Raw genomic sequence first — 16,457 nt, forward strand, 5'->3', positions numbered from 1 at the left:
GGTGCGCCGGTGGAGTCGAACTGCTCGACGACGGTGAGCTGCAGGTCGAACTTCGCCACGTGGACGTCGATCTCGGTTGCCTCGACCTCGAGTCCGTCGAGTTCCACCCGGGTGTTCGCGGTGTTCTGGAAGGTGAGCATCACCTGGAACAGCGGGTGGTGTGCCGACGACCGGGCGGGGCTGAGCACCTCCACGAGGCGCTCGAACGGGACGTCGCTGTGCTGGAACGCGGCGAGGTCGGCGTCGCGGGTCCGGGCGAGTACGTCACCGAACGTGTCGCCGGGGTCGACGGTCGTGCGGAGGACGAGTGTGTTGACGAACATGCCGACCAGGTGGTCGAGCGCCTCCTCGCCGCGTCCCGCGACGGGGGTGCCGATCACGATGTCCGATCCGGCGCCGAGACGGCGGAGCAGAACCGCCAGGGCGGCGTGCGTCACCATGAACGGCGTGGTGCCGGTGCTCTGGGCGAGATCGACGAGACGCCCGTGCACGTCGGCCGGGATCGTGAACTGCACACGCCCGCCCCGGTGGGACATCTCGGCGGGCCGCATCCGGTCGGTGGGCAGCTCGATCAGCTGCGGCACGCCGGCGAGCGCTGCCTGCCAGTGGGCGATCTGCCTGGCGGACAGGCTGTTCGGGTCGTCTTCCGAACCCAGTAGATCCCGCTGCCAGAGGCTGTAGTCGGCGTACTGCACCGGAAGCGGCGCCCAGGTGGGTGCGTGACCGGCGGCGCGCGCCGCGTACGCGACCATCACGTCGGCAGCCAGCGGCGTCATCGACCAGCCGTCGGCGGCGATGTGGTGGACGACGAGGACGAGGATGTGCCGGTCGGGTGCCTCCCGGAACAGGCCGGCGCGCAGCGGTCTGTCGGTGGTGAGGTCGAATCCGGTGCTGCCGAGGGTCGTCATCGCGGCGGTGAGCGAATTTGCGTCGACGTCGATGGGATCGTCGCCGGCCAGCACGCTCACGACGGACGCGACCAGCTGGTGGGGTCCGTCGGGGCTGTCGGGGAAGACGGTGCGCAGCGCCTCGTGACGCTCCTGGACGTCGTCGATCGCCCCGAGCAGGGCGTCGCGGTCGAGTGCGCCGGTGAGTCTCAGCGCGATCGGCAGGTTGTAGGCGGGCGATGCCGTGTCGAACTGGTTGAGGAACCACATGCGTTGCTGCGCAACGGAGAGGGGCACCCGGTCGGGCCGTTGCCGAGCCTCCAGTACCGGACGCGAGTCGGCCTGCGCGCCGGTGTTCGCCGCCGCGACCGCCAGCTGCGACACCGACGGCGATTGGAAGAGGTCCCGGACCCCGATCCGCGCACCGAGGGCGGTGTTCACTCGGGACACGACCTGGGTGGCCATCAGTGAGTTGCCGCCGAGTTCGAAGAAGCTGGTGTCGACGCTCAAATCGGGTAGGCCGAGGACGTCGCGGAAGATCCCGAGGAGGATCTCCTCCGTGACCGTTCTGGGTTGCACAATCTCGGCCGAGTGTGCGGCGAATACCGGTGTGGGCAGTGCGTTGCGGTCCAGTTTCCCCGCCGGGGTCAGCGGCAACGACTCCAACACCATGATCGCCGACGGCACCATATACCCCGGCAACCGCTCCCCCACGAACTCCGCGAGAGCCCGGGTTTCGACCTCCACACCCGGCGCCGAAAGCACATACGACACCAGCCGACTGCTGCCACCCCCGTCGTCATGGCCGACCGTGTGGGCGAACTCCACCACCGGATGCGCCGCCAACACCGCATCGATCTCACCCAACTCGATCCGGAACCCCCGGATCTTCACCTGAAAATCACTACGCCCCAAAAACTCCAAAACCGGAGGCCCGTCCGGGGCGGCCACCCACCGGACCACATCACCCGTGCGATACATCCGCCCACCCGCACCGAACGGACACGCCACGAACCGCCCCGCCGTCAACCCGGCCCGATGCACATACCCGCGCGCCAAACTGGAACCGAGGACGTAGAGTTCGCCCCGCACCCCGGCCGGGACCGGACGCAACCGCTGATCCAGCACCACCAGATCCACACCCACCGTCGGCGACCCGATACTCACCGGCCGCCCAGGCACCAACGGACCGGTCGCCGACGACATGATCGTCGTCTCACTCGGACCGTACGCATTGACCATGATCCGGCCCGGCGCCCACCGCGACACCAACTCCGGCGGACACACATCACCGGCCACCACCACCGTCTTCAGACGGTCCAGACCACGGTGATCGAGCGACGCCAACGCCGCCGGCGTACAAAACGCATGCGACACCCCGTGTTCGGCCATCAGCTCCGCCAACTCCGAGCCACCGAAAATCGTGGTCGGCGCCACCACCAGCGTCGCCCCCGCACACACCGCCATCACCAACTCGAACACCGACGCATCGAAACTCGGCGACGCGAAATGCAACACCCGCGACCCCACGGACACGCCAAGGCGATCCCGCTCATCCGCCGCCAGATTCACCACACCCCGATGCGTGACCGCCACACCCTTCGGCCGACCCGTCGACCCCGACGTATAAATCACATACGCCGGATGATCCACCGACAACGCCCGCGTCCGATCGACGTCCGTAACCGCATCCGCCGGATACGCCGCCGCGGTCGCCCGAAACTCGTCGTCGTCCAATACGATCCAGTGCGTACCCTCCGGCAGACCATCCCGCAACGCCGCCGTCGTCACACCGATCGGCGCACCACAATCCTCCAGCATGAACGCGATCCGGTCAGCCGGATAACTCGGATCCACCGGAACGAACGCCGCCCCCGCCTTCGCCACCGCCCACACACTGGACACGGACTCGACCGACCGCGGCAGCGCCAACGCCACGGAAACCTCCGGGCCGACCTGGAGGTCGATCAGGAGACGCGCGAGCCGGTTCGACATCTCGTCCAGTGCGCGGTAGCTCAGGGCGACGGCGCACGTCCCGTACCCGGGTGCGACGAGGGCATCCCCGTCCGGGTTGCTGCGGACGGCGCCGGCCAGCAAGTCCGGCAGCGTGACGGGTGCGAATCCGGCGCGCCCGGTGGCGGGCACCAGACTGCGGCGTTCGCCGTCGTCGAGGATCTCGAGGTCGCCGATCCGTCGCGGTCCGTCGGTGTCGGAGGTGAGGAACGCGCCGAGGAACCGGCTGAAGCGAGCGTGATGGGCGGCGAGGGTGTCTTCGGAGTACAGGTCGGGGTTGGCCTCGAGGTCCAGGTTGAGGCTGGTGCCGGCGACCCCGTGATAGACGTTCACGGCGAGGTCGGTGATGGGGCCGGTCGACAGCAGTTCGAGTCGGCCGACGATGCTGCCGAGGGTGATCTCGTTGTGGAACAGCATGACGTTGATCAGTGGGCCGTAGAAGCCCTGATCATCGGTGGCGGCGTCGCGTCGGATATCAATGTGCGGGTACCGCTGGTGCCGGAGCGCCGCGGTGACTTCCAGCCGGACCGCCGACACCAGATCCGTGTTCGTCATGTCCGGGCGCACGTGCAAGCGCAGCGGGACGACGTTGGACACCATGCCGCCGGAGCGGCGGAGCAGCGCGGTGGTGCGGGCGGTGACGGGCAGGCTGACCGCGACCTCCTCGCGTCCGGTCATCCGGGAGAGGTACGCGGCGAAGGCGGCGATGATTTCGAATGCGGTCGACGAGTCGTGGCGGTCCGTCGCGGCCTCGAGGTGATCGACGAGGACGTCGGGGATCTGGCCGCCCGTCGTGCGGCTCCTGGCCCGTGCGGGGGCGGTCCGGTCGACGAGGCTGTGCGGTTCGCCGATGGTGGATACCCGCTCGGACCAGTACTCCCGGTCGGCGCGGTAGCGCGACGACGTCCGGTAGTCGTCGTCGACCCGGGCGACGTCGGTGAGTGCGGCGGCCTTGGACGGCCCGGCGGTGCGCCCCTCGACGGCCGCGGTGTACAGCTCCGCGGTCCGGTCGACGAGTGTCACCGATCCCATGCCGTCGAGCGCGACGTGGTGGACCCGGCTGTACCAGTAGTGGCGGTCCGGCCCGATGCACAGCAGCGCCGAGGTCGTGAGCCGATCGCGGCACACGTCGAGCGGGGCGGTGTACTCCTGCCGCATCCACTCCGTGGCCGCGGCCCGCGGATCGGGCTCGTGCTGCAGGTCGACGAACCGGACCGATGCTTCCAGGGTGGGATCGACCAGCTGATAGGGAACTCCGTCGACTTCGACGAGGCGGAGGAATGCGGAGCCGAGTTCGCGGCCCGCGGTGATCATCGACTCCGACAGCAGCGGTACGTCGAGTGCACCCACCAGTTCGACGCACTGCGCGATGGTGACGGGCACGTCGGGACCGAGTTGCTGGGCGAACCACATGCCCTGCTGAGCGGCGGAGAGCGGGAATGCACCGTCCGGAATGCGACCCTCGGTGGTCACGTCACCACTCGGCACAGCTTCGACCACCTTGTTCGTCCTCTTTCCCGCTCCGGCGGTGGGACGAACCCACCGGCCACCGAAGAAACTCATAGTGACCTGCGAACCTGGGAATTTACCGAACCTTACCCGGGAGTACGCTTCAGGTTCCTATCGGACGTACGGTTCAGACCGTTTCAGGGTGTCTCACGATGTGGACATGGCGTCGGTTTGCCCACGTACGTCACGTTTCGGTGCGGTCGATACGGCACTGCCCCATTCCTTCCGCGGAAGGAATGGGGCAGCGGTCGGTGCCGGGTAACTAGCCGGCTGCCGCACCCTTGATCTTGGCGATCCGGTTCCGGAGCCCCCACTGCGTGACCTTGAGGAGCGCCTCGCGAACGATCCCGCCGCTCATCTTCGACTCGCCGATCTCTCGTTCCGTGAACGTGATGGGAACTTCGCGGACGTCGAAGCCCTCCTGAATGGCCCGCCATGCCAGATCGACCTGGAAGCAGTAGCCGTGCGACTCCACCGCGGCGAGGTCGAGCTTCTCCAGTACCTCACGGCGGTACGCCCGGTATCCGCCGGTGATGTCCTTGATCTTCACGCCCAGCGCGAGCCGCGAGTAGATGTTTCCGCCGCGCGAGAGCCACTCGCGGTGTTTCGGCCAGTTGACGACCGTGCCGCCCGGCACGTACCGCGAACCGAGCACGAGGTCGGCGCCGGCGTCCACCTGGTCGAGGAGGCGATGCAACTGCTCGGGCGCGTGGCTGCCGTCCGCGTCCATTTCGACGAGGACGGTGTAGTCGCGGTCCAGTCCCCAGTGGAAACCGGCGATGTACGCGGCGCCGAGACCGTTCTTCTCGGTGCGGTGCATCACGTGGATGCGGCCGGCGTCGTCGTTCGACGCGAGGGCGTCCGCGACGTCGCCCGTGCCGTCCGGGCTGCCGTCGTCGACGACGAGAACATGCGTCCGCGGCAGCGCCGCATGCAGGCGACCCACGAGCAGGCCGAGATTCTCCCGCTCGTTATACGTCGGAATGATCACCAGAGTCCGTGCGCTCGGTGCCCCGCTCTGCCCGGAATCGGTCTCCGATGCCATGAGGATCCTCCCTGCCGGCAACTGCCGGCGCCTTCTCGGTACTGCGTTGAATCAGTGTGCGAACTGTGCGTCGTCGTTGCACCACGGCGAACGCGACGGCAGCGACGGCGCCGACACAGAGAAGAACCTCCGGAATCGGGCCGAGCCGACTTGCCAGCGTAGTACCGGTGCGCAGCGGCACCTGCGACACCAGGGCCGCGGGTACGAAAAGTGAGGTTTCCGCCGCCGTGGACCCGTCGGGGCCGATGATCGCGCTCACACCGCTGGTTGCGGCGACGACGACGGCGCGGCCGTGCTCCACCGCCCGCACCTGCGACATGGCGAGCTGCTGGTAGGTCATCTCGGTGTCGCCGAACGTGGCGTTGTTGGTGGGGACGGCGAGCAGTTCGGCGCCGCTGCGCACCGACTGCTCGAACGCCCGGTCGAACGCCACCTCGTAGCAGGTCGCGACCCCGACGGCGATTCCGTCCGCGTGGACGACGCCGTCCCCGTCGCCGGGAACGAAGTTGCCCGCCCGGTCGGCATACGCGGAGAAGTGCCGGAAGAACCCGCGGTACGGCAGGTACTCGCCGAACGGCTGGATGATCTTCTTGTCGTGCTGCTCCTGCGGTCCCGCATCGCCGTCCCACACGATCACCGAGTTGGTGGTGGTGCGGTCGGAATTCACGAGCACCGCGCCCACCAGAATGGGCGCACCGATCGCCTCGGACGCCCGGGAGATGTCGGCGGCGGCGTCGGCGTTGCGCAGGGGATCGATGTCGGACGCGTTCTCCGGCCAGACGACGAGGTCGGGTTGCGGCGCCGCGCCCGACGCGACGTCGTCGGCGAGTTCGAGGGTGCGGTTCACGTGATTGTCGAGGACCCGCTTGCGTTGGTCGTTGAAGTCGAGTCCGAGTTTGGGGACGCTGCCCTGGATCGCGGCGACGGTGATCGTCCGGTCTCCCGAGTCCATGCCCGGCAGGGTCGGCCACAGGGCGAGCGACACGACGGTCGCGGCGAGGGCGGCGACCAGACCGCCTGCGAGCGACCGCGTCCAGTTCGTGGCGCCGCCCGCCCGGGCCCGCACCGTCACGGCGACGGATGCCAGCCCGGCACCGGTCAGTGCGACGGCGAAGCTGAGCAGCGGGGCACCGCCGATGCTCGCGAGCGGCAGGAACCAGCCCTCCGACTGGCCGAACGCCAACCGCCCCCAGGGGAAGCCGCCGAACGGCACGCTCGCGCGCAGCCATTCCGTGAGCGACCAGCACGCCGCGATCCACAGCGGGGCCCAGCGCAGCCGGGAGACGAGCACGGCGAGCACCCCGAACAGTCCGATGTACAGCGACTCGACCGCGGCGAGCGCTAGCCACGGGAGGGCTCCGACGAACACCCCGATCCACGGGAGCAGCGGCACGAGGAAACCGAGTCCCGCGAGGTAGCCGTAGCCGAAGCCCGCGCGCAGTCTCGGTGCCGAACCCCCCGCTCCGGTGAGGATCAGCGTCAGCAGGGCGATGCCGATGGGCGCGAGGAACCACAGGGGCCGGGGCGGAAACCCGGCGAACACGAGGAATCCCGCTGCCACCGACAGGACGGAACGCACCGCCACGCCGCGCTTTCCGGTGATCCAGCGAGACGTCGTGCTACCGCTCATGGACGACGCTCCCCCGGTGCACCGAACGCAGCAGCGCCGGTGTGGGCGCGTCGTCCTCGAGCCGCGGCAGGGCCGGGACCCGGGACCGGGGATCGGTCGACCACCGCTGCACGGAGTCCGTGGGCGCGCTGACCACGAGTTCCCCGGCGTCCCACACGGCGTACGACGCCGGCGCTCCCGGGTCGAGCGTCCCGGCGAGACCGTCTCGGACCCCGCCTGCCCGCCATGCACCCCGGGTGGCAGCGGAGAACGCCGCGCGCGGGGAGATCCCGCTGCCGGGGGTGCGGTGATGGACGGCCGCGCGCAGCATCGCCCAGGGGTCGACCGGGGTGACGGGCGCGTCGGAGCTCAACGCCAGCGACACCCCGGCGGAGGCGGCGGCGGAGAACGGGTTGAGGGTGAGGGCACGCTCGGTTCCCAGGCGCTGCGCGTACAGGCCGTCGGTGCCACCCCACAGGGCGTCGAACGCGGGCTGGACGCTGGCGATCACACCCCACTGCGCGAGCCGCGCGGCGTCGTCCCCGGTCATCATCTCGGCGTGTTCGAGTCGGTGCCCGGCCTTCGCGACCGCGGGCCCGCCCAGTTCGGCGGCGACGACGGCGAACGCGTCGACCGCGGCCCGGACGGCGGCGTCGCCGATGACGTGGAATCCGGCCTGGATTCCGGCGATCGTGCAGGCGCGCACGTGGGCGGCGATCTCGTCGACTCCCAGGTAGCTCTTGCCGGTGCCGCCGGCCAGATCGGCATAGGGTTCGCTGAGCCACGCCGTGTGGGAGCCGAGGGATCCGTCGATGAACAGGTCGCCGCCCAGCGCGTGGGCGCCGGTGGCGTTCAGCAGCTTCCTGGCCTCGTCGGCGTCGGCGACCGCCTCACCCCAGTAGCCGCGGACCTCGACACCGTGCGCGGTGGCGAGGAGTTCACGGAAATCGTCGAGTCCGGCGATGTCGGGGCCCCCGCACTCGTGCACCGCGACGATGCCGCGGGAGGCGATGGCGTCGAGGGCCGCGATGCGGGCGGCGGACCGCTGCTCGGCTGTCAGCAGCGAGCGCGCGACGGTGCGGGCGGCGTGGTGCGCCTCGAATGTCAGCGGCCCCTCCGGCGAGAAGCCGGCGGTGTCGCTCAGATCCGGGACCGACCGGCGCAGGGCCGTCGAGCAGACCGCCGAATGGACGTCGATCCGGGACAGATACACCGTGCGTCCGGGCGCGGCCTCGTCGAGCTGCGCCGTGGTGGGACCGGCGCCTTCCGGCCACGCCGATTCGTCCCAGCCGTGTCCCCAGATGACCGCGTCGCCGTGGGTGCGGGCGAAGGAGGCGAGCCGGTCGAGGCATTCGCGAAGCGACCCGACACCGACCAGGTCGAGCCCGACGATGTTCAGGCCGAGCGCCGTGACGTGCACGTGGGTGTCGCCGAAAGCCGGGGTGACGAATGCGCCGCCGAGGTCGACCACGCCGGCACCGGGGTGCAGCGCACGGGCCGCGCGGTCGTCGCCGACCCACGACACGACACCGTCGGTCACTGCCATCGACGTGGCGTCTGGAGCAAAGGAACTGTAGATTCGGCCGCCGACCAGCAGTTGTGTAGTCACAGGCAACCAGTCTGCCTGTTAGGGCAGAACGCGGGGATCACGGGTCGGGGTTCGGGGCTCCTCGTCGATCACTACGCCCTCGAAGACCTCGTCGACCACCTCCCCTTCGATCACTTCGCCGCCACCCCGCCGGGGTGCCCGTGCGAACGCTTCCGCCCCGGCCGCGACGGTGGCCGCACGCCTGCCTGCCAGCAGGACCACGACGGGCCGAAGTGCCCATCGGGTGGGGGGAACGAGGAAGAGCAGCCCGAGCACCGAGGTGACCAGGCCAGGGACGAACATCAGCGCGGAGCCCAGTGCGACGAGTGCGCCGTCCGCGACCGCCGAACCAGGAGAGCCGTCGCCGCTCGCCGCCCGGCGCAGGCCGTCCATCACACGACGCCACTGCGACCGCATCAGCAGCAGTCCGATCAGCGTTCCACCGAGCAGGAGGAGCACGGTCCACAGCACGCCGATCGCGTGACCGACCAGGACGAGCGCGGCGATCTCCACCACTACGTACAACAGGAACAGTGCGGCGTACATGACGCCCCCTTTCGGACGGCCGGGTCATCGAGGGTCTGGGTCAACCGTCTGATCGTTCAACGTTCGACGGCGCCGATTTTCTCCCGGCCGCAGATATCGAAGCGCTCACAATGCTAAACCTCAAGTTGACATTGAGAGTCTGGGCATGATGCAGTTCACTGCGATGGGGGTCTTCCGACCCCGCGCACAACGAGGAGCCGATATGACTCGTTCCACCGTCTTCCGCCGAGCCGCAATCGTTCTCGCGTCCGCAGCCGCCTTCGGCATGCTGTCTTCGGGACCGGCATCGGCAGCACCGGTCGCCGACTTCGCGAAGGGTGCCGCCGAACTGCAGGCGCTGGCCACCGAGGTCTCCCCCGCCGCGACCGCGGCCGTGGACGCCCTTCTCGGCGCCAGCGTGTTCATCCCGAAGGACGTGCTCGAGGTCGGACTCACCACACCGCAGGACTTCATGTACCCGTCCCCCACGCTCGGGTGCGGCGTCGCCGACAAGCCCGCGACGGTCACGCTGGCGAGCGCTCAGGGCGGACCGAACCTGTTCCCCCAGATCACCGCCAACCAACTCCGATTCCAGGCCATCCCCGCCTACGTCGCGATCCCGCAGACGTCCGACCTCAGCGTCGCCTGGATCAACCTCACGACGTTCCAGGGCGGGATCGTCACGCTCGACGACAAGCTGCCGATCATCAATACCCCGCTGCTGTCGAAGATCGTCGACACCGGCAAGGGAACCGTCCTCGCGACGATGTTCGGCACGGTCGGCTACGCCGACTCCGTCACGTGCACCGTGGTCCCGACCGTCGGCACCTTCACCGTCTAGCGGCAGTACGCTTCCCCACCCGCCGGCCTACGAGCCGGGTCGCACCAGGCCCGTCTCGTAGGCCAGCACCACTGCCTGGACCCGGTCGCGGACGTTCAACTTGGTCAGAATCCGGCCCACGTGCGATTTGATGGTCGACTCCGAGAGGAACAGCTGACCGGCGATCTCCGTGTTCGACAACCCGGTGGCGACCAGCTGCAGCACTTCCCGTTCACGCTCGGTCAGCACGTCGAGGACCTCCGGGTCACGAAGCGGACCCGGACCGTCGTCGAGGAACCTCGCCAGCAGCCGGCGGGTCACCTTCGGCGACACCACTGCGTCCCCCGCGGCCACACTGCGGATGGCCGACACCAGGTCTTCCGACGGGGTGTCCTTGAGCAGGAAGCCGCTGGCCCCGGCCCGCAACGCACCCATGGCGTGCTCGTCGAGGTCGAAGGTGGTCATCACCAGCACGCGGCTCGCGACCCCCGACTCCAGGATCTGGGCGGTCGCGCTGACCCCGTCCACCACCGGCATGCGGACATCCATCAGCACCACATCGGGTTCGAGTTTGCGGACCGCGGCGACGGCGGCCGCGCCGTCGCTCGCCTCCCCGACGACAGTGATGTCGTCCTGAGCGTCGAGCACCATGTTGAGGCCCATCCGCATCAGTTCCTGGTCGTCGACGAGTAGCACGGTGATCGGCACAGCGCCAACCTAACACCGCGGTCCGGGCGGGCGCCCGGCCCGCGGTACGCGGCGGTCACGACTGGATAACCAAACCAAGACCGGCAGAAGCGCTGGCATACGCTCGAAGTCTGCCTATGATCGAATCGGCGGCCAGTCGGAGTGCCCACAGATCGGGGTGTCCAGATGCGAATCGCGGATGTGTTGCGGAACAAGGGTCCGGCCGTGGTGACGGTCGATCCGGAGATGCCGGTCAGCACGCTGATCGGCGAACTCGCCAGGCACAATGTCGGTGCCCTGGTGGTGACGGAGAACGACGCCGTCGTCGGGATCGTCACCGAACGCGACGTGGTGCGCCGCATCCACGAACGCGGCCCAGACATCCTGAATGCCCGGGTCGTGGACATCATGACGACGTCGGTGTTCGCCTGCCTCCCGACCGACACCGTGGACAGTCTCGCCGAAACCATGACCGAACGCCGGATCCGGCACCTGCCGGTGATCGTGGACGGGCAGCTGGTCGGCATCGTCAGCATCGGCGACGTGGTGAAGAGCCGGATCGGCGAGTTGCAGACCGAACGCGACCAGCTCGAGTCCTACATCGACCACGGTTGAACGAGAACCTCATGGCCCTGTTCGTCGTGGAATACACGTACAGCCCCGAGACGTCGTCCCTCCGCGACGACCACCGGACACAGCATCGTGGGTGGCTCACCGAACTGGTCCGACGCAAGGTCATGCGCTCGACCGGCCCCCTCGCCGACGGCCACGGTGCGCTGTTCATCGTCGACGCCGAGGACGAGGACGCCGTCGCACGCCTCTTCACGCAGGATCCGTTCGCCCAGGAGAATCTGGTGCAGAACGTGCAGATCCGCGGATGGACGCCCGCGATGGGCGAATTCAGCGAGTAGGACGCACGTCACACCCAGCCGAACGGGGCTCGGCTCCGAATACCTCTAGCGGATCGTTCTGCGCACGCCGCGATGATCGCTGTACCAGTCGTCGTCGGGGCGAAACATCGAAGGAAGTACGCATGCCCGGGTTCCCCCTCGCACCGGCCGACAGCCTCGGCCAGGACGCGTTCACCTCGCTGGTGGTCTCTCTTCCACGCCCGGTCAGCGTCTATGACGACCGACGGCAACTGGTGTTGACGAACCCCGCCCTCGCCGACTTCGTCGGATACCGATTGGACGAATTCGATCGTGTGGACCTCGCGGGATTGATGCACCCGTCGGATGCGCCGCGGTGGTTCGGCCTGGTCCGAGGTGTCCTCGACACCGGCACCGCCCACGCCGGGTATGCCCGCATCCGGCACAGGAACGGGAACTGGCTGTGGGCGCACGGGTTCGCCTCCACGTTCACGTCCGCGGACACCCGCTTCGTCGTGCTCGTGTGGCAGGACAGGACCGACGACGTCTGGAACAACCCGCGCTTGCTCGACGAGGCCGACGTCGTCCGTTCGCGGGCGATCATCGAACAGGCCAAGGGTGCGCTGATGCTCGTCTACTCCCTCTCCGCCGACGCCGCCTTCGACCTCCTGACGTGGCGGTCACAGGAGACGAACACGAAGATCCGCGTGATCGCCGAGCAACTCGTTCTCGCGTTCGGCGACGACATCCGCGCGCCCACTTCGTTTCGCGACCGTTTCGACGCTCTGCTGCTCACCGCTCACGAGCGGCGCAGCCGATAAAAAAGCCCGGGGCGGTCCCGCGACCTGGGGGCTCAACCCGCGGAACCTGGGCCGGTGGTGCCACCGGTGACGCTTCCGACCCTGGGGCGTCGATTTCCCGCCTTGTCGAATGACTAAACAGTCGGCGGGCACCAGCGCGTGCGCGCGGTACGACCTTTCCGGCGACCGGGACCGTGCGGCCGTCGAATTCGGCGGCTGCCAGCAGCAGTCGCGGCTCCCCTCTCTAGGATGTCGCGGTGTCCACAGGATTGCTGAACGAACCGCTCGAGCGGTCTGCCCCGCCACCGGTACCGAGACCGTTCCGGGCGCCGATGATCCTCGCCGCGTCCGGCGCGGTGTTGGCCGCCGTGTTGTTCTGGATCGTCTCCGGCAGCCTGACGGACGATGCCTACATCAGTTTGTCGGCCGCCAGGAACCTCGCCGTCCACGGGGAGTGGGCGATCGTCCACGGCCTGACCGCGAACACGTCGACGTCCCCGCTCAACGTGCTCGCGCTCGGGGCACTGACGTTCCTGACCCGGTTGTGGGGCCCGGGCGACCCCCTGTTGGCACTCGGAATGCTCAACGTCGCGGTCACCGCCCTGTTGGGCTGGGTACTGGCGCGGATGTGCCGGCGGCTCGGCATCGGGACCGGGTGGGCGGTACTCGCCGGCGCGCTGGTGGTGTTCAACCCGTTCGTGTTGTCCGCGGTCGGGCTCGAGGTGCTGCTGATCCCGGCGGCCGTCGCGGTGATGGTGTGGTTCGCGCTCGAGGGCAGGGCCGCCTGGTTCGGTGCGGCCGCGGGGATGGCGGCGCTGGTACGTCTGGACCTGCTCGTTTTCGTCGTGGTCATCGCTGCCCTGTCACCGGCGATTCGCACGCAACTGCGGCGCGCCCTCGCCGGCTTCGCCGCGATCGCAGGGCCGTGGTACCTGTTCAGCTGGGTCGTCCTCGGTTCGGCGCTGCCCGACACCTTCCTGATCAAGCAGGGCCAGGCCTCCGACGTGGGCGGCTACAACTACCTCACCGGCCCGATCATGTACTTCGAGTCCAACCCGTGGCGGACCGTGGCGGCATTCGGTCCCGCGGTCCTCGCGCTCGTGCTGATTCTCGTCGCGCTCGCCTCGTACGCCAGACCCTGGAAGCGACCGGTGCCCGTCCCCGTGCCGCTGCTCGCGCTCGGCTTGTCCGGCGCCCTCTACTACGTCGCCTACGTCGTGCTCGACACCGTGCCGTACCACTGGTACTACGTGGCGCCGGCGACCACGCTGGCGATGTTCGCCGTCCTCGCCGCCGGCATCCACTGGAGCGCCGCGCGCGGCACCCCGTACCGCGCCGCCGCAGGCACTTTGGCCGGCCTCCTCGCCGTGCTGGGAGTCGGCGCCGTGTACTACGACGTCGAGAGCGGTCTCCCGTGGGAGGCACCCCCCATCTTCGGTAACTGGGCGAGCGCGCAGGACTACGAACGGGTCGGCCGGGCGGTCGGGACACTCGTCGGGGAGGCGCCGGTGCGATCCCCCGGTGAGATCGGGACCCTCGCCTACTTCTGTGAGTGTGTGATCGTCGACGAGTTCTCCGACCGCGGATTGGTGGTCGAGGACCGGTTGGTGCCCCGTCTCGCGGAGGCCACGGAACCGGCGCGAACGTTGCTGCGCGCCAACTACGCCTTCTTCGACTACCGGCTCGCACCCGTGAATCCCGCGTTCGATCTCCGGTACGAGGACGGCCGTGGTCCCGGCGGTCCGATGTCCTGGGACGTCTTCTCCGCTGCCCGCGGAGCCGGTCACTTCATCCTGGTGCCGCTCGCCGGCGGCTGACGCCCTCGAACACGTCGTAGCCGGGGGTGAGGACGTGATCCGGGTCGAACCTCCGTTTGGCCTCGTCGAGGCGGTGGAACGCGGACCCGAAATGCCGGCGCCAGTCTTCGGGGGACATGGGGACCGCGCTCACCGGGTAGAGCGCGCCGCCGGCGTTGCGGACGCGGTCGTACGCGGCCCTGTTGGAGTCCACGAGCCTGTTGGCGTCGCCGAGGTCGGCGGTCGTCGGCACCCGGACGAAGTTGAACGCGAAACACAGGCCCTCCGAGGGTGTCCGCAGCAGTGGACTGGTGATCGCTCCGGTGCGGATCGGCGACAGCACGATCTGACCGAACTTGCCGAGGTCGGTCGCAGGGTCAAGCCTGCCCAGCTCGTCGTCGACCACCGACTCGACGTGCGAGTCTCCGATGAAGGTGGTGATCCAGGGGTGCGGGTGGAACCACTGGCCGTTGTCCCGCAACGCCGCTTCCAGCCCGGCCAGCCGCTCGAGGTAGTCGACGTACGCAATCGTGCCGGGCATCCGTCCGGCGGGGTCGTCGGACAGTCCGGCGAGCAGGAGGTCGTCGTCCGGCGGGCTCCCGGTGAAGAACTTCGCCACGTCCAGCTGGAACGAGAGCTCACCGGTCGGTGCTGCCAGGATCGCGCCCTGCACCGCGTCGAAGCCGGCGCCCGCGGACAGGAGGCGCGCGTCCTTCAGCATCCCCGCCAGGTTCGGGTAGACCAGCACGAACCTGCGCACCTGCTCGGGTGCCGCGACGAGTTCGAGCGTCGCCTCGGTGATCACCGCCCACCTGGCCGAGCCCTGCCCGCACCGCGTCGAACAGGTCCGAGTGGCTCTGTGCCGAACAGGTGATCGTCTGCCCCGTGCCGGTCACCACGTCCATCGAGATGACGTTGTCGCTCTGGACGCCGTACCGCGAGGTCGTGACGCCCACGCCCCCGACGACGAGTGTCCCGCCGACCGACAGGTCGAGGTAGTCGGTGAGCACGGGCGGGGTCTGTCCCCGCGGCAGCGTCGCGGCGAGCACCTCGCGCCACGTCGCGCCCGCGCCGACGACGATCCGGTCGCTCGCCGCCCGGCCGACGGAGTGCCGCGTCGACATGGCGGCCACGATGCCGTTCCGGGCTCCGGATCGTCCCCACACCGAGTGGCGCTGCCCCTGCGCGGCGAACGTGCGGCCCCGCTTCGCGGCCCAGCGGATCGTCGCAGCGACGTCGTCGGTGGATCCCGGTAGCAGGACGGACTCCGGTTCCGTGTGCACGAGGTGCCCGAAATCGTCGGCGGCCCGTTCTCGCGTCGCTTGATCGAACCGCAGCTCGCCGTCCAGCGCCGGCGGCGGCAGATCGGTGGTCCGTGCGTTGCGAAGGTGCGGGTCCATCGGGTTCTCCTTCCATGGATTCTACGACCCGCCTGCCAGGTCACGAGGTTGCCGATCCTCGCTTCGCGTCGAGTCGGTGAAGCAGTGCGCGCGCGCCGTCGAGGAGCAGTTCGAGTGCGTCGGGATAGGCGCTGCGGTCGGAGAGGTCGACGAGCAGGCCCGCGGTCGCGGCGATGTGCGGGTGCGTCTCGGCCGGCAGTTGCGCGTAGGACGATCGCCACAGTTGCCGGTCGGACTCACGGACGTCCTCGGGCAGTGCGAGTTCGGCTCCGTCGAGGGCGGCGAACGCCAGCATCTGATCGACGAACGCACGGTAGAGGCGCACCGCTGCGCCGTCGGGGAACCCCGCCTCGCGCAGTATCCCGAGGATCGTGTCGACGGCCGCTTTCTCCGAGGTGCGACCGCTGACACGGCTGGCCGACAGGACTGCCGCCTGGGGGTGGTCCAGATACGCTGCATGCGAACGTATTCCGAGGGAGTGCAAGTCGCGCCACCAGTCTCCGGTGGGTTCCCACCCGCGGAACGACCGGCCGATCAGCTCGTCGGCGATCGCCAACGTGAGGTCGTCGATGCCGCGGAAGTACCGGTACAGGGTGCTGGGGTCTGCCCCGAGCGCAGCACCGAGGCGGCGGACGGACAGGCCCGCGCTGCCGTGGTGCCGCAGCAACCGCAGTGCCGTCTCCATGATCAGCTGCTCCGAGAGAACTCCACCCTGCTTCGTCGGCCTGCGCCTCTTCCGGGCCGAGTCCGAGACCACCTGCTTCGCCATTCCGGGATCCTTCCGTCGGCCGAAGCTTATGCCAACACCGTTGACGGTGTAAACGGCGACGGTGTTGCATGTCACAGGCAGGGAGCGAAGCCCCAGGCCGCGGGCACGAGACACCGGACCGGCGCGTGGCCTCTCGTCCC

14 protein-coding genes (1 of these 14 cut by a window edge) are annotated in these 16,457 nt (G+C 69.1%); 5 read left to right on the plus strand and 9 right to left on the minus strand.

The features are described 5' to 3' along the window. The 5 genes from ACLIVD_RS18990 to ACLIVD_RS19010 form a co-directional block, all read right to left on the minus strand. Window positions 1-4,400, minus strand: partial view of a non-ribosomal peptide synthase/polyketide synthase gene (locus ACLIVD_RS18990; protein WP_491930424.1) — the start only. It extends 25,141 nt beyond the left edge of the window; 4,400 of the gene's 29,541 nt are visible here — the first part of the coding sequence; its start codon is at window positions 4,398-4,400; its stop codon lies beyond the left edge, outside the window. Window positions 4,401-4,671: 271 nt separating this feature from the next. Then, window positions 4,672-5,454, minus strand: coding sequence for a polyprenol monophosphomannose synthase (locus ACLIVD_RS18995; protein WP_491930425.1), 783 nt, complete (start codon window positions 5,452-5,454; stop codon window positions 4,672-4,674). Next, window positions 5,381-7,084: an apolipoprotein N-acyltransferase gene (gene lnt, locus ACLIVD_RS19000; RefSeq protein ID WP_491930426.1), complete on the minus strand. Its 1,704-nt coding sequence runs from the start codon at window positions 7,082-7,084 to the stop codon at window positions 5,381-5,383. Before lnt ends, ACLIVD_RS18995 begins: the two co-directional genes overlap by 74 nt. Beyond that, the gene (locus tag ACLIVD_RS19005; protein ID WP_491930427.1) at window positions 7,074-8,678 is read right to left on the minus strand and encodes an amidohydrolase; all 1,605 of its coding nucleotides are present in this window, start codon (window positions 8,676-8,678) and stop codon (window positions 7,074-7,076) included. Before ACLIVD_RS19005 ends, lnt begins: the two co-directional genes overlap by 11 nt. Before the next feature lie 12 nt (window positions 8,679-8,690). Continuing rightward, a complete protein-coding gene (locus ACLIVD_RS19010) occupies window positions 8,691-9,197 on the minus strand; it encodes an FxsA family protein (RefSeq protein ID WP_283332483.1) in 507 nt (168 codons plus the stop codon). 202 nt (window positions 9,198-9,399) lie between these two features. Between ACLIVD_RS19010 and ACLIVD_RS19015 the strand changes: the two genes are divergently transcribed. Next, a complete protein-coding gene (locus tag ACLIVD_RS19015) occupies window positions 9,400-10,017 on the plus strand; it encodes a hypothetical protein (protein ID WP_280784440.1) in 618 nt (205 codons plus the stop codon). 27 nt (window positions 10,018-10,044) lie between these two features. On the opposite strand, the gene ACLIVD_RS19020 is transcribed toward ACLIVD_RS19015, so the two are convergent. Further along, window positions 10,045-10,704, minus strand: a complete 660-nt coding sequence (locus ACLIVD_RS19020) for a response regulator (protein WP_005260679.1) — start codon at window positions 10,702-10,704, stop codon at window positions 10,045-10,047. Between the two features lie 165 nt (window positions 10,705-10,869). Here ACLIVD_RS19020 and ACLIVD_RS19025 point away from each other — a divergent pair, with 165 nt between their 5' ends. From ACLIVD_RS19025 to ACLIVD_RS19040, 4 genes are all read left to right on the plus strand, one after another. Next, window positions 10,870-11,298: a CBS domain-containing protein gene (locus ACLIVD_RS19025; RefSeq protein ID WP_009472696.1), complete on the plus strand. Its 429-nt coding sequence runs from the start codon at window positions 10,870-10,872 to the stop codon at window positions 11,296-11,298. Between the two features lie 11 nt (window positions 11,299-11,309). Next, on the plus strand, window positions 11,310-11,594 hold the full coding sequence (locus ACLIVD_RS19030) for a YciI family protein (protein ID WP_105417547.1): 285 nt from the start codon (window positions 11,310-11,312) through the stop codon (window positions 11,592-11,594). Window positions 11,595-11,716: 122 nt separating this feature from the next. Next, complete coding sequence (locus ACLIVD_RS19035; protein WP_283332484.1) at window positions 11,717-12,373, plus strand: PAS and ANTAR domain-containing protein; 657 nt, start codon at window positions 11,717-11,719, stop codon at window positions 12,371-12,373. A 236-nt stretch (window positions 12,374-12,609) separates the two neighbouring features. After that, window positions 12,610-14,169: a glycosyltransferase family protein gene (locus ACLIVD_RS19040; protein WP_491930428.1), complete on the plus strand. Its 1,560-nt coding sequence runs from the start codon at window positions 12,610-12,612 to the stop codon at window positions 14,167-14,169. Here ACLIVD_RS19040 and ACLIVD_RS19045 read toward each other — a convergent pair. Genes ACLIVD_RS19045 through ACLIVD_RS19055 form a run of 3 tightly spaced genes read right to left on the minus strand, consistent with a single transcriptional unit; the run spans window position 14,141 to window position 16,317 of the window. Further along, window positions 14,141-14,869 (minus strand): hypothetical protein, encoded by a 729-nt coding sequence (locus ACLIVD_RS19045; protein ID WP_491932898.1) that lies wholly within the window; start codon window positions 14,867-14,869, stop codon window positions 14,141-14,143. The genes ACLIVD_RS19040 and ACLIVD_RS19045 overlap by 29 nt on opposite strands. After that, window positions 14,787-15,548 carry an FAD-binding protein gene (locus ACLIVD_RS19050; protein ID WP_491930429.1) on the minus strand — a complete coding sequence of 254 codons (762 nt, stop codon included), beginning with the start codon at window positions 15,546-15,548 and terminating at the stop codon, window positions 14,787-14,789. Before ACLIVD_RS19050 ends, ACLIVD_RS19045 begins: the two co-directional genes overlap by 83 nt. A 40-nt stretch (window positions 15,549-15,588) precedes the next feature. Then, entirely contained in the window at window positions 15,589-16,317 is a 729-nt protein-coding gene (locus ACLIVD_RS19055; protein ID WP_283332487.1) for a TetR/AcrR family transcriptional regulator, read from the minus strand. Window positions 16,318-16,457 lie beyond the last annotated feature (140 nt).

This window comes from Rhodococcus sp. G6(2025) (assembly GCF_058628105.1).

Excerpts from the sequence above, each read along its gene's own strand:
- ACLIVD_RS19010 (WP_283332483.1), bottom strand. The coding sequence starts at position 9,197 with ATGTACGCCGCACTGTTCCTGTTGTACGTAGTGGTGGAGATCGCCGCG.
- ACLIVD_RS19050 (WP_491930429.1), bottom strand. The coding sequence starts at position 15,548 with ATGGACCCGCACCTTCGCAACGCACGGACCACCGATCTGCCGCCGCCG.
- ACLIVD_RS19030 (WP_105417547.1), top strand. The coding sequence starts at position 11,310 with ATGGCCCTGTTCGTCGTGGAATACACGTACAGCCCCGAGACGTCGTCC.
- ACLIVD_RS18995 (WP_491930425.1), bottom strand. The coding sequence starts at position 5,454 with ATGGCATCGGAGACCGATTCCGGGCAGAGCGGGGCACCGAGCGCACGG.
- ACLIVD_RS19015 (WP_280784440.1), top strand. The coding sequence starts at position 9,400 with ATGACTCGTTCCACCGTCTTCCGCCGAGCCGCAATCGTTCTCGCGTCC.
- ACLIVD_RS19035 (WP_283332484.1), top strand. The coding sequence starts at position 11,717 with ATGCCCGGGTTCCCCCTCGCACCGGCCGACAGCCTCGGCCAGGACGCG.
- ACLIVD_RS19055 (WP_283332487.1), bottom strand. The coding sequence starts at position 16,317 with ATGGCGAAGCAGGTGGTCTCGGACTCGGCCCGGAAGAGGCGCAGGCCG.
- lnt (WP_491930426.1), bottom strand. The coding sequence starts at position 7,084 with ATGAGCGGTAGCACGACGTCTCGCTGGATCACCGGAAAGCGCGGCGTG.
- ACLIVD_RS19025 (WP_009472696.1), top strand. The coding sequence starts at position 10,870 with ATGCGAATCGCGGATGTGTTGCGGAACAAGGGTCCGGCCGTGGTGACG.
- ACLIVD_RS19045 (WP_491932898.1), bottom strand. The coding sequence starts at position 14,869 with ATGCTGAAGGACGCGCGCCTCCTGTCCGCGGGCGCCGGCTTCGACGCG.